Here is a 16,983-nt window from a genome sequence, read left to right on the forward strand (position 1 = left end):
ATTAGTTGAATTTGCTATTGATGTTTATAAAAAGATTTAGGAATGACAAACTGTATATAATAATTATGCATAGAGAAGCTTAGAGTTGGGAGAAGGTGAATTAAATGAAAAAAATAATACAAATAGGAACTTCTGATTTTAAAGAATTGATAGAAGAAAATAATTATTTCGTAGATAAAAGTTTACTTATAAAAGAATTTTTTGAGAATGGAGCCAAGATTATTCTTACTCCAAGACCAAGAAGGTTTGGGAAAACTTTAAATTTAAGTATGTTAAGATATTTCTTTGATATAAGAACTAAGGAAGAAACAAAGAATTTATTTAAAGGGTTAAAAATAGAAAATGAAAGCAAAATATTAGAAAATCAAGGAGCATATCCAATAATTTTTATTACATTTAAAAATCAAAAGCATTTATCTTATGAAGATTTTAAAGTTGGAATACAGATGATGCTGTCCAATTTATATAAGGAGTATGAATATTTATTAGAAAGTGATAAGTTGTCTGAGTTTGATAAGGCAGATTTTAAGGAAATAATATCAAGAAAAGCTCCAGTAGGGGTTTTCTCAGAGGGTATAAGTAATCTGATGATGTATATTAATAAGCACTATGGCAGAAAAGTAATGTTATTTATAGATGAATATGATGTACCAATTCAAGAAGCTTACTTAAATAAAGGAAACCCGACTCACATTCGTTCGCTGGGTGCGTTCGAGGAGCCAAATACAAGATTTGGACTCTCACAGCATGATGAAATGATTGTTTTAATAAGAAATTTATTAACCTCTGCACTCAAAGATAATATGTATTTAGAAAAAGCCATGATAACAGGAATACTTAGAGTTGCAAAGGAAAGCATTTTTTCGGGACTTAACAATCTAGAAGTAGACACTATTTTAGGATATGATTTTAATGATAAATTTGGATTCACAGAAGAAGAAGTTGAAAATTTATTAAACTATTATGACACGATGGCTGAGATAGAGAATATAAAGAAGTGGTATAATGGATATATTTTTGGTGGAGAAGTAATATATAACCCTTGGTCAGTTTTAAATTATTTAAAAAAGAAGAGAGAAGGTTTTAAGCCTTATTGGATTAATAGCAGCAGCAATGATTTGATAAAAAAGCTATTGCTTAAAGGTGACAATAATATGAAGCTTGAACTTGAAGAGCTTATAGAAGAAAAATCAATATACAAAGTAATTGAGGATAATATAGTAATGTCAGAGGTGGAAGATTCAAATGAAAATATTTGGAGTTTTTTACTGATGAGTGGATATTTAAAGGCAATTAAAACTGAAAATGTAGAGGGAGTATTAAATTGTGAACTCAAAATTCCTAATCAAGAAGTATTGATTTTCTACAATAATTTAATTAAAAAATGGTTTTTAGAAACTATAACGAATCAAAAATATGAATTAATGTTAGAAACATTAATAAGTGGGAATATAAAAGTATTTGGGGGTATTTTTAAAGAATTTGTAATTAATAATTTAAGTTATTTTGATGCATCAGGAAAAGAACCAGAAAGAGTTTATCATGCTTTTGTACTTGGAATGCTTATATCACTTTCAAATGATTATGAAGTAAAGTCAAATAAAGAAAGTGGTTATGGAAGGTACGATGTTATTATAATACCTAAAGATGTTTCTAGAACAGGAATTATTATTGAATTTAAGAAAATTGATTATTTCTTAGATGATACAATAGAAGAAGCAACAAAAGATGCCTTAAAGCAAATAGAAGAAAAGAAGTATGAAACTGAGTTAGTACAAAGAGGGGTACAGAATATATTAAAGCTGGCAATTGTATTTAAAGGTAAAGAGGTTAAAGTTACACAAGGTTAGAATATAGAATTTACAAGGTAGTCTGAATGATAGACTACCTTATTTCGTGTACCTAAATTATAAACTAAGATACTTCTTGATTTACTATTTAGGTACTAAATACATATTATTTAAAAGCAACAGTTTAGCTTCTAAATTATAAAACCATTGATATCATTAGTGTTTTTGCTAATTCAAAAAGTGTATCAAATTCGGAAAAATTTCACTATAAATAAAACCTCATTTTGGTTAAGAATAACCAAAATGAGGTTTTACAATTAAGAAAAATTATTTTTCTATGAGTTTGTCTTTTCTATCTAAATTAAGATAGGTATATAATGGATATCATTAGTGAATAGCCTTTTTACTGTATCTCTTTCCAGAAGCTTCAACGCTGGTAACAGTTACTAATGCATCTTCATCGAAGTCGCTGACTATTCCTTTTAACTTTGCAATTTCTAGCCTTGATACAACTACATAGATGACATTTGTTGATTTGCCTTTATAAGCACCTTCTCCATGTAATAAGGTAACACCTCTTCCAAGTCTGTCAGTTAATGCTTCAGAAATATCTTTATTTTTTTCAGATACAATGATTACAGCTTTTGACTCATCGAGACCTTCAACGGTAATGTCTATAGCTTTAAAAGCAATAAAGTATGCCATTAGTGAATACATTGCTCTATCCCAGCCAAAGAGTATACCAGATCCACCTAATATAAATAAATTAATGAACATTACGATTTCTCCAATAGAGAAACTACTTCTTTTATCCATGATAATTGCAACTATTTCAGTTCCATCTAAAGAACCGCCATTTCTTATAATTATACCTACGCCAACGCCTAGTATAATTCCGCCAAATATAGTTGCTAGTAGTATGTCTTTAGTTATACCTGGTATTGGATGTAAAAAAGATACGCCAATTGATAAGCATATAACGGAAAATAAGGTTGATAGAGCAAAGGTCTTACCTATTTGCTTATATCCCAAAACTAGGAAAGGTATATTTAAGATAAATACAAATAACCCTAAAGGTAAATTTGTTATATAACTTGCCATTATGGATATACCTGTTATTCCACCATCGATTATGTTATTAGGGATTAAAAATATTTCCAGACCTATTGAGGCAAGAACTGAACCTATGCTCATCAATACAACTCTATAGACAAGAGTTAAAATGTGATTATTCTTACTTTTCATATAATCGCCTCCTATTTTATTTTTATACGTTCTTTATGCATATTATACTATAGTTTAGCCTAATTACAAAATTATCAATATATATATGAAAAGTATATTCAAAAACTGAAGAAAAAATTTCAAAATAATGGTAAAATGTAATTAATATATGGATGTAGGAGGAAAAGTTATGGGAAAGACTTTGGTAATTGATTTAGAAGATGTTTGTCTACAAGGAGACATATTAGATGTAGGAGAAAAAAATCTTGGAATTATCTACAATATATCAAAGGACGCAGAAGAGGAGTTATCCTTAGATTATGTTGATAATAATAGTAAAATAAATTTGAAAAGTAGAAAATATGATGCATGTACTTTCTTTTTTGATTTAAATAAGATATGGACGAGCTTTGAAAAGGAGCGCTTAATAAAGGAGATGAGCTCATATATAAAAGATTCTGGAGAAATATTTATTTGGGATATTAATAAAGAAAGAGGAAAAGTATTTAATAATAAAATAAAGGTTATCTTACCAAAAGGAAAAGTCAAGGAATTTACTTTCAAAAATTTAAATATACTTTTAAGTTCAAATATTGAAGAAATAAAAAAAATTCTTGTTAAATATTTTAAAATAGAGGAAGTTAAAGCTTGGGAAGATGTTTTTTTTGTGAGAGGAACTAAGTTAAAAACTGAAGTTATAGTAGAAGAAAAAATTGATTGTGAAAGTGCTAATTATAGCTGTTTAACATAAATTAATTCCTGCTAATTTTGTCCCCACTAGGAGGGGATTTTTTTTGCATAAAAATGAATTTTGTTGCAAAAACTATAAGTAAAGTATTGATAGCTTGACACTAAATATAACCTAAAGTATACTATTAGTATACTTTAGGTTATATTTAGTGAAGTTGGTAAATTGGAGGAATAAAAATGGGGATGCTTGAACGAAAAGAAAAGGAAAAGCAAATTAGAAGAAATGACATAATCAATGCAGCAGAAAAAGTATTTGTTGATAAAGGTTTTGAAAATTCAACAATGGATGATATAGCTAAAGAAGCTGAATTTACTAAGAAAACCATATATTCGTATTTTAGCAGTAAGGAAGAATTATATTATGAAATAATGCTAAAAGGATTTTTAATGATAAATGAACTGGTGGAGAAAAAGTTATCTGAAATCTCTGATAAGACAGAAAGTGAAAAAATAAAAACTATGGGTATGTGTTTTATTGAATTCAAAGATAAATATCCTGCACACTTTAAAGCAATGATGGACTATCAAAATAAAGATGAGGATTTTCATAGTAAAAATAAATCAACAATAGTCGGGAAGTGCTATGAAGAAGGAGAAGTGACTATAGATATTTTAAAGAAATGTGTGGCTAGAGGAATTGAAACAGGAGAATTTTCAAATAAGATTGATCCTATAGCAATTGTATTTACACTATGGTCACATTTAATGGGACTAATATGGTTAATTGATAAAAAGGAAAAGTACATAAATAACAGCTACAACAAAACAATGTCAGAATTAATTGATGTGGGTTTTGAAATTGTAATTAACTCAATAAGAAGTAATTAGAATTGTGTAAGATAAAGGATTAAAGGAGTTTTTGTATGATTAATGTAAAAAATATTCTGATTATAGTCATTTGTATTTTGATTTTATGTGGTGGAGTATATGGTATTAAATATTTTATGGATGTTAAACAATATAAAGAAGCTATAAAAGAAATTAAAATAGCAGATGTTGATTTGTCAAAAATAAAAGATGGAAATTATCCAGGTGAATTTGAGACATCTTTTATTGGAGCCGAAGTTAATGTTAAAGTTGAAAAACATAAGATAGTAGATATTGAATTAGTTAAACATAAAAATGAAAGAGGAAAGAAGGCAGAGATTATTCCAGAAGAAGTAGTACAAGCTCAATCTCTTCAAGTCGATACGGTTTCAGGTGCTACTAATAGTTCTAAAGTTATTTTAAAAGCTATTGAAAATGCGCTAAAAAGTGCAGATAAGATTAAGCAATGAATGTTAATTGAGTTGAAAATTGTTGTTTGGAATGCCTTTAAAGGACTAACACTAAATTAGCGTTAGTCCTTTTTATTAAGGGATTAATAAGGTATACTATATAAAGTATTAAAAATTATTATTATTTTCAAATTTAATGATACATGAAAGGACGAGTTACAGATGAAAGTATTGTTAACAGCAGTTGATTCTAAATTTATTCATAGTAATTTAGCTGTTAGATATTTAAAGAATTTTACAAAGGATCTTGATTATGAAGGAAAAATTAAAGAATTTACTATAAATGATAGAGAAGGAAGAATCCTTGAAGAAATAATTAAGGAAAAACCTGATGTAGTTGCATTTTCAACTTATATTTGGAATGTTGAATTAATTTCTAGAATTGCTAACTTAATTAAAAGAGTGGATTCTAATATAGAAATTTTATATGGTGGACCAGAGGTTTCTTTTGACTCAAGAAGTTTTCTTCAAAATAATGTAGGAGAATACGTTATTGAAGGCGAAGGAGAAAAAACTTATAGGGATTTCATATTATATAAATTAGGAAAAATGAAATTAGAAGAAGTTAGAGGTCTGCATTATAAAGCTAATGAAATAGTTCATTCTAATGAAAAACGTCCATTAATGTCTATGGAGGAAATTGTATTTCCTTATGAAGAAGGCGAAGATTTAAGTAATAAAATTGTATATTACGAAGCTTCAAGAGGCTGCCCCTTCAACTGCAAATATTGTCTTTCATCTACAAGTCATGGAGTTAGATTTTTAGATATAGATAGAGTATTAAAGGATTTAATGTATTTTATAAATAAAAAAGTTAGATTAGTTAAATTTGTTGACCGTACCTTTAATTGTAATTCAAAATTTGCAATGGCTATATGGGACTTTTTAATAAACCAAGACACAAATACTCAATTTCATTTTGAGATATCAGCAGATATATTAAAGCCTCAGGAAATAGAACTTTTAGCAAATGCTCCAAAAGGAAGATTTAGATTTGAAGTTGGAGTCCAAACTACTAATGATGAGGTTTTAAGAAATATTAATAGATTTGTTAATTTCAGTGATATAAAAGAAAAAGTTTTAGAAATTGATGCCTTAAGAAATATAGATCAGCATTTAGATTTAATAGCAGGACTTCCAGGAGAGGATTATGAATCTTTTGAAAATTCTTTTAATGACATGTATGAAATAAGACCGGAGGAAATACAACTTGGATTTTTAAAACTATTAAAGGGATCTTCCATGAGAGAAGATGCAGATAAATATGGAATGGAATATTCACCATATCCACCATATGAAATTTTGAAAACAGATAAGATATCTTATGAAGAACTTTTAAAACTTAAAAAAGTTGAAGAAATGGTTGATAAATACTATAATTCTCAAAAGTTTAAACTTATAATAAAATACTTTGAGGAAAAATTTGATAAGCCTTTTGATTTTTATTATAGCTTGGGAATGTTTTTTGAAGAGCAAGGATACTTTAATAAAAATATAGGAAATGTTGAGTATTATAAAGTGTTTTTAGACTTTAATGAGTTAGCCCTAAAAGAAAGTAATAAATATTTAAAAGAAATAGTTAGGTTTAATTATTTGACTTATTATAAAAAAAGAGGGTTGCCAGACTTCTTAAGAAGTGAAATGGACAGAGAAGAAGAAAAGAGTATTAAAGAAAAGCTAAGAGAAGAGTATTCCTTTAAGGAACATCATTTAGAGAAGTTTAGCATGAATATAGAGCTATATATGTCAAAAGACGAACTAGTAGAAGAAACTACATATTATTTGTTTAATAATAATAATGAATATATTAAATTAGATAATATATAAAGTTAAACTTATGCTAGCAAAGGGAACAATACCAAAGAGTGCATAGTCCATAAAAAAACAGAGCCTTATGGGCTCTGAAAAAGTTTAGGCATATGAAAGAAAATAACAAGAAATAGACTAGAATGTTCATTTGTTATTTTTTGATTATGCCTTAATTAATTTATAATTTTTTGACTGGAACCTGTATTTCAGACAAGTATTCATGGGAGTTTTCTTCGCTACAAACTCCTTTTAGGGGTAGTGCACGTGCAGACCCGTAAATGGTATATTCATTTTCTTCAATCCACTGTGCTAGAAAATTATATGCAGGAGCAATATTTGAATAATCACCTGGAACTAATACACTTGCAACTTGTTCTATTGGGATAGTTTCTTTGAAAGTAAAGCCACCAGCATCATTTAATAATTTTTCAACAACAACTGAAACTTCTATGTCAACTGGCCCTTCTTTATAATCTTCATCGTAGTAAGTAGCATAAGCAATATTACCACAAGAAATCTGTTCATCTTGAATATATTTGCTTAACTTTTGCCAAAGGATTCCTTCTGCGTCAAATGTGGGTATAGTATCTCTTAATGAGATAACTTTATAGGACGGTACTGATTTTAGTGTGACATTATAATTCATATTGATTTTCTCCTTTTTTAAATTCTTAATTGTAGCAGTGATTTTTCTTAGTTTATCTTTTTCGGCTTTAATATTATTTTTAACTTCTTCTTCTTTTTGTTTTAAAATGTCTCTCAATTTAGCATCAGATTGCTCATTCACAGCAATGGCTATATCAGACACATTAAAGCCCATATCGCGAAGGGCAACAATGAGATTAAGTTTGGTGATTTGCTTAGCTGAATAATACCTATATCCGGTGAATGTATCTATTTCAGCAGGCTTAAAAAGTCCAACCTCATCATAATATCGCAGCATACGTACAGATACCATTGTCAGTTTAGAAAAATATCCAATCTTAAACATAAAATCAACTCCCTGAAAAATATCATTGCTAACTACAAATTAAGAATAATGCCTCACACTATGTTAGAGTCAATATCTTATTTTATATTTTATCATATTATTGCAGAAATGAATTTGACATAGAATATATTAAGGAAATAGTAGAAGATAGCATACGCAAAATTAAATGATTTTTAGTAAAGTTTACTGACAGGAGATTCTTGTCAGTATTTTTTTATATTTAGAATACCACCGATTAAGGGTGGTGCTAACTTGAAAAATTATAATTGACATACATATTATCTTGTATTAATATATCTTTAAGATACATATATATAACTAAAAGATATATTATGGGGGAGTTAAAATATGAAGAGACAAAATGTTAGAAAATTGTTTTTAATAAGTTCAATGTTACTGTTTCCAATAACTATATATTATTTTTCACCATATTTAATTATTCAAGGAGCATTGGAAGGAGTAATTAATGGTAGTTTCATTATATTTCTTTTAATGTTAATAAGTTCTGTTTTTTTAGGAAGAGCATATTGTGGGTATTTGTGTCCAGTTAGCGGAATACAAGAATGTACTGTGCTCATTAATGACAAAAAAGCTAAACAGGGTTGGAAGAATAATATAAAATATGTAATTTGGCTAATATGGATAATAGGTATAATTCTTTGTTTTGTATTTAGCAAACAAAAATTAACGGTAGATTTTTTTTATATGACTGATCATGGAATATCAATATCAAATATATATGGATACATTATATATTACTTGGTAATACTTCTAGTTTTTATTCCATCTGTCTTATTTGGTAAAAGAATCTTTTGTCACTATTTTTGTTGGATGGCACCATTTATGGTGATAGGCAATAAATTAGGAAATCTGCTTCATATTAAAAAAATCAGATTAGAAGCTCACAAGGATAAATGTATAAATTGCCATATATGTGATAAGAGTTGTCCTATGAGCCTTAATGTTTCAGAGAAAGTTAATGTGGAGAAAATGGAGGACAGTGAGTGTATATTATGTGGAGCTTGTGTTGATAGCTGTCCTAAAAAGGCTATTACTTATAAAGTGAACTAAAGGGGATAGATAAGTGAAAAAAACAAGATATGTATTGCTTGGGTTGCTTCAAGAAGAAGAACTAAGTGGATATGAAATGAAAAAAATTATAAATATGCGAATGTCGTTTTTTTGGCAGGAAAGTTTTGGACAAATATATCCGGAACTTAGCAAAATGATGAAGGAAGGATTAATTGATTTTTCTAAGCAGGAACCATCTGATAAAATAAAACGTGAAAAAATAAGATATACAATAACTTCTAAAGGGCAAAAAGAGCTTAAGCAATGGATGGAAGCAGAAAATGAAAAGGATACTGCCAGAAGTGAATTGCTTTTGAAGATGTATTTATCAACTGATAAAAATTCTGAAGAAATGAGAAAACATATTATTAAGTTCAAAGAAGAAGCTGAGGGAAAATTAGAGTTATTCAAATTATTTGATGCAGATTTAAAGCAAAATATAGAAATGCATAATAATCATAAGAATATATTATGCGTCTTAAATTTGGGTATACGCCAGACCAAATTGTATGTTGATTGGAGTAATGAAATGTTGGAGCTTTTGAATAAAGATTATGAATAAAACTGAAGATACAGTAAATTTTACTGACAGGAGATTCTTGTCAGTATTTTTTGTATAGAGAATAATACCAGTTAGATGAAAGATTCTATTTTCCGCTGATAATTTCACTTAACTGGTGAATATTATTAACTACAATTTGCAACAGGTTAAGTTAGAAAAAGTGTTTTTTTATATACAAAGAATAGTCAATGGAAAATTTATACTTAAATATCTTGACAATTATGGATTACAGTTGTACTCTTAAAGTGGATTACAATTGTAATACTAAATAAAGGAGTGAAGGTTATGGAAGAAATACCTAAGATATCTGAGGCAGAATGGGAAGTAATGAAAATCGTTTGGTCAGAAAAGCTGTGTACATCAAATCAAATTATTGAGGCTTTAGAAAATATAAAGGATTGGAAACCTAAAACAATAAAGACTTTAATAAGTAGATTAGTTAGTAAAAATGCACTTGGATTTAAAGAAGAAGGAAGAAAATATCTTTATTATCCTTTAATAAATGAAAATGAATGTATACATGCAGAAAATCAAACCTTTTTAAGTAAAGTTTATAATGGTGCCATTAAAAATATGTTAGTAAGTTTTATCAAAGAAAGTGATTTAAGCAAAGAGGATATAGAAGATCTTAAAAGTATACTAGATGAAAGGAATAAGTAATTTATGTATTATTTAGGCCAATTATTTAAAGTAATACTTCAAACATCTATTACAACTAGTATATTAATTTGTTTACTTCTTATTTTTAGAAAATATTCAAAAGGAAGGTTAGGAATTAAATTTCAATATACCTTATGGTTTTTAGTAATATTCCGTTTAACTATATTTAAGCTACCTGAAAGTCCATTTAGTATCTTTAATATTATTAATGGAGTAGGAAACAATATTTTGTTATTGTTCTCAAATAAAACTGAAACTTTCGGAACTGTATTGGCACGAAGTGGAAGTAAAATTAGCTCTTTAGATAACCATGATGTGATTCTAAGAACCATAAATTCTATGGATTTTTCTACTGATAAAGTTATGAATTCTAGTTTATCAGGAATGAATATTTTTAGTTTTATTTGGCTAATTGGAGTAATATTTATTTTCGCTTATATACTTTTTGTGTATAGAGGACTAAGAAGAAAGATAAATAACAATGGTAAATCGAACAATAATGAACTTCTAAGTATATTAAAACAGTGCAAAAATGAAATGAGCATCAAAAAAGAAATAGCTTTAGTTGAAACGTCCATTGTGAAGATTCCTGCATTATTTGGTTATTTTAAGCCTGTAATATTAATTCCTAATAATATTAATAAGGTAATAGATGTTGATAAATTAAGATATATATTTCTTCATGAATTATCTCATTTAAAACGTAGAGATATAGTTATAAATTGGATAATTATTTTCTTAAAGGTAATTTATTGGTTTAATCCAATTATCCATTATGGCTTTAGAAAAATGAAGGAAGATATGGAAGTATGCTGTGATTCGCTTGCACTTTCTTATACTGAAGATAAAGAAGTTAAGGAATATGGTTATACAATTATTGAGATGATTGACAAGTTTTCTAAGTCAACACATTTAATTGGAACAACTTCGATAGTAAATAATAAGTCTGAAGTAAGAAGGAGAATTGTTATGATAAAATTATTTAATAAAAAAGCCTATAGATTTTCTGCAATGGCAGTTGCAGCTTTACTAGTAATTAGTAGTGCTGTACTTACTAATGCAAGAGCAGCTTCAAACATAAATGGCAGCAATGCAGCAAAAGTTGATAAAATTGACTATGCGTTTGTTAAGGATTCTAATATAGTTGGTGAATGGAAGAGCTTAGATTTTGTTAAGAACATAGAAGAATTTAAGGTAAATACCAAGCAGTTCACTGGCGATTTATATGTAAAAGATATAAGTTTTACAGAGGATGGAAAGGTTCCAAGAACAGTTTTTACCTGGACAAAGGATCATATTATTAATGACGTAGACAAGACAGATAGTAGTTATGTTATCAAAGATATTGATGGGACAACTTATATGTTCTTTCAATGGAAAAGTGGAGATTATACAATTAGAGGTATGGAGCCCTATTACTATGTATTACAAAAGGTTAGTTCAACACCAGCACTCGATATTAACATTTCTGGAGACAAAGTTGAAACAAGAGTTGACAAAGTTGATTATCCTTTTATAAATGATACTGAAGTACTTGGAAAGTGGGAAAGTGTTGATTTCGTTGAAAATGTAGATAAATTTAATCCTGATAAGAAGGCATGGAATGGGGATTTATATTTAAAAAATTTAATTTTCGATGAAAATGGCAAAATTGAAGATAAAACTATAACTTGGACAAAAGATTTAGTATTAGATGTAAATAATAAAACAGCATCAAAGTACATAATAAAGGAAATTAACGGTTCAAAATATATGTTCTTTGAATGGAAAAATGGAGATTATAGAGAAAGAGGAGCAACTCCTTGGTACTATGTTTTAAAACAAGTTAGTGAAAGTTAAATAATAAATTATTAATTTTTATAAGTATAACCTTAATAATTTTGTAATTGATATAAGATACCTTTAATAGTATAATCAAATGGGAAGTAAGCCAAGATGGAATAATTGGATATTGGTGGATATAATTTACTTTCATAGACTTAACTAAGGAGTAGAAAAGATGAATTATATATTAGCAATGGTAGTAGCCCTTTTAGGTGCAATGATTACCATGCCTTTTCTTATGAGATTAGCTAAAAAGATACATTTTACAGATAAACCAAATAAAAGAAAGCAACATAAAGCACCAACACCATTATGTGGTGGAATAGCTTTATATATTGGTTTTTTCATATCATATTTTGCATTTTATCAAGATGATTTTGAAAAACAAAAAACAGTATTTATTGCAGCCACAATGATATTAATAATAGGGCTTGTAGATGATTGGTATAAAACTAAAGGAAAGGAATTTCCTATATTTCCTAGATTGGTTATTCAATTGATAGCAGCTGTTTTAGTGTTTAACTCTAAGATTGCTTTTTCAGGCTTTACTAATCCTTTTACAGGACATTATATAGAACTTAATTCCACTGTACAATTTATACTTACAATAACTTGGATATTTGGAGTTACTACTGTAATCAATTGGTCAGATGGAATGGATGGATTAGCAGGAGGATTGTCTTTAATATCAGCAATGACATTCTTGGTTGCTGCAATAATATTGAAGCAAAGTGAATCAGCAATGATATCTGTAATTTTAGTAGGAACTATTTTAGGTTTCTTATATTATAATAAATTCCCAGCACGGGTGTTTATGGGCGATTCTGGAGCTAATTTTTTAGGATTTATTTTAAGCATTACAGCTTTAGATGGAGCTTTTAAACAAACTACTATTATGAGTTTGTTTATACCAATATTAGCTTTAGCAGTGCCTATCTTTGATAATCTGTTTGTTATCTTTAAAAGATTTTCAGAAGGTAAACCTGTATATCAAGCTGATAGAAGTCAAATACATTTTAGATTGGCAGAAAAAGGTTTTACTACTGTTCAAGTTGTAAATTACATAATGTTAATAAGTTTAGCTTTTAGTATAGCATCATTACTTTTATTATGGATTAAGAAATAAATATATAATTTCTTTACAAATATGATTTAATAATATATAATGGCTAATTATAAGACTTATCAAGAGTGGTGGAGGGACTGGCCCGAAGAAACCCAGCAACCGATATATTTGAAAATATATAAGGTGCTAAATCCTGCAGCGTAAGAGCTGATAGATAAGGTGTTTTGAAGATTTAAAGTCTAAAGGAAATACCTTTAGGCTTTTTTGTTCTTTAAAAATAATTGACAATTGAGCATTGACGATTGAAATTAGAAACTCTCAGTTATAGATATCCAAAGCAAGAATTAGATATATGCGGAACTTACCGAAATTAAACACATATTTATTACAGCGGACTTATGAAATTATCACTGGATGGGTTCTAAGTGGAAGGTTGCACCCATTTCTGCATGTTCCTAAAGTAAATTTATGACAAGCAGAAAATGGAACAACCTTCCACTAATAACCATCACAGCTTAATTTCATATGCCGCTTGCACAAATATGTATCTAATTTCTAGTGTAGTGTTACGATTATAATTTCTCAATGGTGTATGTATATTCCATTTATAAGTTTGATTATTAATTTGGATATCTATAATAAAAATTAAATCGGTAGAGGTTGGATAAAATATGAATGTATTTGAACTTGCAATAAGCAGGAAAGAAGTTCTTAGATATCTTGGATACAAAGGGCAAGCTCTAGATGAAAACCTAGAGAGAATTATTGATGAAGCTAGAGAAGAAGGGAAAAAGGTAATTATCCCAAGAGTTATATATGAATATAAAGATATAATAACTGTTGAAGCTGGTGTGGAAGTAATAGGCACAAATTTAATTCTTAAAGGAAAAGATATAAAAGAGCATTTAAAAAAATCAAAGAAATGTGTATTATTAGCTGTGACTTTAGGTAATGAAGTGGAAAAGAAAACTAGGCTATATGAAAAAACTGATTTAACAAAAGCACTTATACTTGATGCTTGTGCTACTACAGCAGTAGAAGAAGTCTGTGATGCTGTAGAAAATGTTGTTAAAGAAAAGGCAGCAGCAAATGGCTGTAGTATTACTTTTAGATATAGTCCTGGGTATGGAGATCTGCCATTAGATGTTCAAAATAGCTTTCTAAGAGCATTAGATGCGCAAAAGAAAATTGGACTTACAGTATCTGAAAATAATTTATTATTTCCCAGGAAATCTGTAACAGCAATAATTGGTATAGTTGAAGGTGAAATAGAAAAGAAAAAAAGGACTTGTAAGGAATGTAATAATTACGAAAATTGCAATTTTAGAAGAGAGGGTGAATCCTGTGGGGCTTAAGGAAATTATAAAGGATAACATTTTAATATTTGATGGAGCAATGGGAACTATGCTTCAAAGGAAGGGGTTAAAGCTTGGCGAAAATCCAGAGGTTCTAAATATAAAAGAACCACATATTATAGAAGAAATTCATAAAGAATATATAGATAGTGGAGCTAATGTAATAACTACTAATACTTTTGGAGCTAACGAATTAAAGTTAAAGCTTTGCAATTTAGAAGTAGAAGAAGCTGTAGATGCAGCTGTTAAAATTGCAAAAAGAGCAAAAGGTAATAGTAATACTTATATTGCTTTAGATATTGGCCCAATAGGTGAGCTTTTAGAACCTATGGGAACTTTAAGCTTTGACAAGGCTTATGAAATTTTTAAACGTCAAATTGTTCAAGGTGTTAAATCAGGTGCAGATATAATTTTAATTGAAACTATGACTGATTTATATGAACTTAAAGCAGCAATATTAGCAGCTAAAGAAAATTCAAAGCTGCCTGTATTTTGTACAATGACCTTTGAAGAAAATTTAAGAACTTTTACTGGCTGTTCTCCAGAGGCTATGGTACTTGTTTTAGAAGGACTTGGAGTTGATGCTCTTGGAGTTAACTGTTCCTTAGGACCAAAACAATTAAAGCCTGTTATTGAAGAAATATGCAGTTTGGCGCATATTCCAGTAATGGTACAGCCTAATGCAGGGCTTCCAACGCTAGATTTAAATGGTGAAACAAAGTACGATGTAACTAAGGAAGAATTTGCTGATACCTTGTGCAGTTTTATTGATTTAGGAGTTAGAATAATTGGAGGATGCTGTGGCACAAGTCCTGAGTATATTAAAGAATTAGCTGCTAGGGTTAAGGATAAAAAATTAGCGCCAATTGAAAATTTAACGTACTCTGCAATTTGTACGCCATCAAAGGTGGTAAGAATAGATGGTGTTAGAATCATAGGTGAAAGAATTAATCCAACAGGAAAGAAATTGTTTAAAGAAGCCTTGAAAAATGAAGATTTGGATTATATATTAAAGCAAGGAATATCTCAAATAGAAGCTGGAGCCCATATTTTAGATGTTAATGTTGGACTGCCTGAAATTGATGAAGCAGCTATGATGCATAAGGTTGTGAAGGAATTGCAGGGAATTGTGGATATTCCACTTCAAATTGATTCCTCAGATCTTAAAGCAATAGAAACTGGCCTTAGATATTATAATGGAAAGCCTATATTAAATTCCGTAAATGGAGAAGATGCAGTTTTAGATAGAATACTTCCATTAGTTAAAAAATATGGAGCAAGTGTTGTAGGTTTAACTTTAGATGAAAGAGGAATTCCTAATAAGGCAGAAGAGAGATTTAAAATTGCTGAGAAAATAATAAATAAAGCAGCTGAATATGGAATAAAAAAAGAAGATGTATTTATTGACTGCTTAGTTTTGACTGTATCTGCACAGCAGAAAGAAGTTCAGGAAACTTTAAAGGCTGTAAGAATGGTTAAAGAGAAGCTGGGTGCTAAAACAGTGCTTGGGGTTTCAAATATTTCCTTTGGATTGCCAAATAGAGAATTAGTCAATGAAACTTTCTTAGCTTTAGCTCTTGCAAATGGTTTAGATTTACCAATAATAAATCCAAATGCTAAGGGTATGACAAGAGTAATTGATTCCTATAATGTTTTGTATAATTATGATAAAGGGGCAGAAGTATATATTAATAATTATGCTAATGTAGAAGTATCAACAGAAATTACTGCTAAGGATGGAGCAACAGTAAATAATAATTTATCTGTAAGTAATAATGAAAAAGCTGATTTGAAATATATAGTTATAAAAGGTTTAAAGGAAGAAGCAAAACAAGCTACTATAGAATTGTTAAAGGAGAAAAAGGAACTTGAAATAGTTAATGAATATTTAATTCCAGCATTAGATGTGGTTGGAGAAAAATATGAAAAAGGTGAATTGTTCCTTCCACAGCTTATTCAAGCTGCTGAAACAGTAAAAAATGCCTTTGAAGTTTTAAAAGCTGAAATAGCGAGGAATAATACTGAAGCTATATCAAGAGGAAAAATAGTAGTTGCAACGGTTAAAGGCGATATTCATGATATAGGTAAAAATATTGTAAAAGTCATTTTGGAAAACTATGGATATGAAATGATTGATTTGGGTAAAGATGTACCTATAGAAACAGTTGTGGAAGAGGCTAAAAAGCATAAAGTGTCGCTAATTGGTTTGAGCGCTCTTATGACTACGACCCTAAAAAGTATGCAAGAAACAATAAAAGCTTTGAAAGAGGATGGATATCAAGGAAAAGTATTTGTTGGAGGAGCAGTGCTTACTAAAGATACGGCAGAAAGAATAGGGGCTGACTTTTATGCTAAGGATGCAAAGGAATCAGTAGAAATAGCTAAAAAAGTATTTGGATAATGCTTTGAGGGGAATTTAAAAATTTAACATCTAATATGAATATTCTTTGATATTTTGGGTATAACATAAATGATGTTCCAAATCCAAAAACCAATAAAGGACTTATACTAATCTTCAAGAATAGTATAAGTTCTTTTTATTATATAGAAATTTATTAGAAAGATGTATATAATTTGTATTAAGTTATTACATTATTACAAATT

Annotated in this window: 14 protein-coding genes and 1 riboswitch; of the genes, 12 read left to right on the top strand and 2 right to left on the bottom strand. The window is 28.7% G+C overall.

The annotated features are described in order from the left end of the window. Positions 1-104: 104 nt before the first annotated feature. Entirely contained in the window at positions 105-1,850 is a 1,746-nt protein-coding gene (locus tag CSPA_RS07810) for an AAA family ATPase (protein ID WP_015391689.1), read from the top strand. 327 nt (positions 1,851-2,177) lie between these two features. Here CSPA_RS07810 and CSPA_RS07815 read toward each other — a convergent pair whose 3' ends face one another. After that, positions 2,178-3,035 (bottom strand): YitT family protein, encoded by an 858-nt coding sequence (locus CSPA_RS07815; protein ID WP_015391690.1) that lies wholly within the window; start codon positions 3,033-3,035, stop codon positions 2,178-2,180. A gap of 169 nt (positions 3,036-3,204) precedes the next feature. Between CSPA_RS07815 and CSPA_RS07820 the strand changes: the two genes are divergently transcribed. The 4 genes from CSPA_RS07820 to CSPA_RS07835 all read left to right on the top strand — a co-directional run bounded on the left by CSPA_RS07820 (position 3,205) and on the right by CSPA_RS07835 (position 6,868). After that, on the top strand, positions 3,205-3,765 hold the full coding sequence (locus CSPA_RS07820; RefSeq protein ID WP_015391691.1) for a glycoside hydrolase family 18 protein: 561 nt from the start codon (positions 3,205-3,207) through the stop codon (positions 3,763-3,765). Between the two features lie 176 nt (positions 3,766-3,941). Continuing rightward, positions 3,942-4,592, top strand: coding sequence for a TetR/AcrR family transcriptional regulator (locus CSPA_RS07825; RefSeq protein ID WP_015391692.1), 651 nt, complete (start codon positions 3,942-3,944; stop codon positions 4,590-4,592). Positions 4,593-4,627: 35 nt separating this feature from the next. Next, entirely contained in the window at positions 4,628-5,041 is a 414-nt protein-coding gene (locus tag CSPA_RS07830) for an FMN-binding protein (RefSeq protein WP_015391693.1), read from the top strand. Positions 5,042-5,203: 162 nt separating this feature from the next. Beyond that, positions 5,204-6,868: a B12-binding domain-containing radical SAM protein gene (locus tag CSPA_RS07835; RefSeq protein ID WP_015391694.1), complete on the top strand. Its 1,665-nt coding sequence runs from the start codon at positions 5,204-5,206 to the stop codon at positions 6,866-6,868. 160 nt (positions 6,869-7,028) lie between these two features. Here CSPA_RS07835 and CSPA_RS07840 read toward each other — a convergent pair whose 3' ends face one another. Next, a complete protein-coding gene (locus CSPA_RS07840) occupies positions 7,029-7,841 on the bottom strand; it encodes a MerR family transcriptional regulator (RefSeq protein ID WP_015391695.1) in 813 nt (270 codons plus the stop codon). Positions 7,842-8,189: 348 nt separating this feature from the next. Here CSPA_RS07840 and CSPA_RS07845 point away from each other — a divergent pair, with 348 nt between their 5' ends. From CSPA_RS07845 to CSPA_RS07875, 7 genes are all read left to right on the top strand, one after another. Beyond that, positions 8,190-8,912 (top strand): 4Fe-4S binding protein, encoded by a 723-nt coding sequence (locus CSPA_RS07845; RefSeq protein ID WP_015391696.1) that lies wholly within the window; start codon positions 8,190-8,192, stop codon positions 8,910-8,912. 13 nt (positions 8,913-8,925) lie between these two features. After that, positions 8,926-9,474, top strand: a complete 549-nt coding sequence (locus tag CSPA_RS07850; protein WP_015391697.1) for a PadR family transcriptional regulator — start codon at positions 8,926-8,928, stop codon at positions 9,472-9,474. Positions 9,475-9,759: 285 nt separating this feature from the next. Next, positions 9,760-10,134 (top strand): CopY/TcrY family copper transport repressor, encoded by a 375-nt coding sequence (locus CSPA_RS07855; RefSeq protein ID WP_015391698.1) that lies wholly within the window; start codon positions 9,760-9,762, stop codon positions 10,132-10,134. 3 nt (positions 10,135-10,137) lie between these two features. Further along, on the top strand, positions 10,138-11,973 hold the full coding sequence (locus CSPA_RS07860) for a M56 family metallopeptidase (RefSeq protein ID WP_015391699.1): 1,836 nt from the start codon (positions 10,138-10,140) through the stop codon (positions 11,971-11,973). Positions 11,974-12,133: 160 nt separating this feature from the next. Further along, a complete protein-coding gene (locus CSPA_RS07865) occupies positions 12,134-13,084 on the top strand; it encodes an MraY family glycosyltransferase (protein ID WP_015391700.1) in 951 nt (316 codons plus the stop codon). 53 nt (positions 13,085-13,137) lie between these two features. After that, a riboswitch (SAM riboswitch) is annotated at positions 13,138-13,245 on the top strand. A 450-nt stretch (positions 13,246-13,695) separates the two neighbouring features. Continuing rightward, on the top strand, positions 13,696-14,379 hold the full coding sequence (locus tag CSPA_RS07870; RefSeq protein ID WP_015391701.1) for a vitamin B12 dependent-methionine synthase activation domain-containing protein: 684 nt from the start codon (positions 13,696-13,698) through the stop codon (positions 14,377-14,379). Continuing rightward, positions 14,369-16,780, top strand: coding sequence for a homocysteine S-methyltransferase family protein (locus CSPA_RS07875; RefSeq protein WP_015391702.1), 2,412 nt, complete (start codon positions 14,369-14,371; stop codon positions 16,778-16,780). The genes CSPA_RS07870 and CSPA_RS07875 overlap by 11 nt, the downstream gene beginning before the upstream one ends. Positions 16,781-16,983 lie beyond the last annotated feature (203 nt).

This window comes from Clostridium saccharoperbutylacetonicum N1-4(HMT), assembly GCF_000340885.1.
Taxonomy (GTDB): Bacteria; Bacillota; Clostridia; order Clostridiales; family Clostridiaceae; genus Clostridium; species Clostridium saccharoperbutylacetonicum.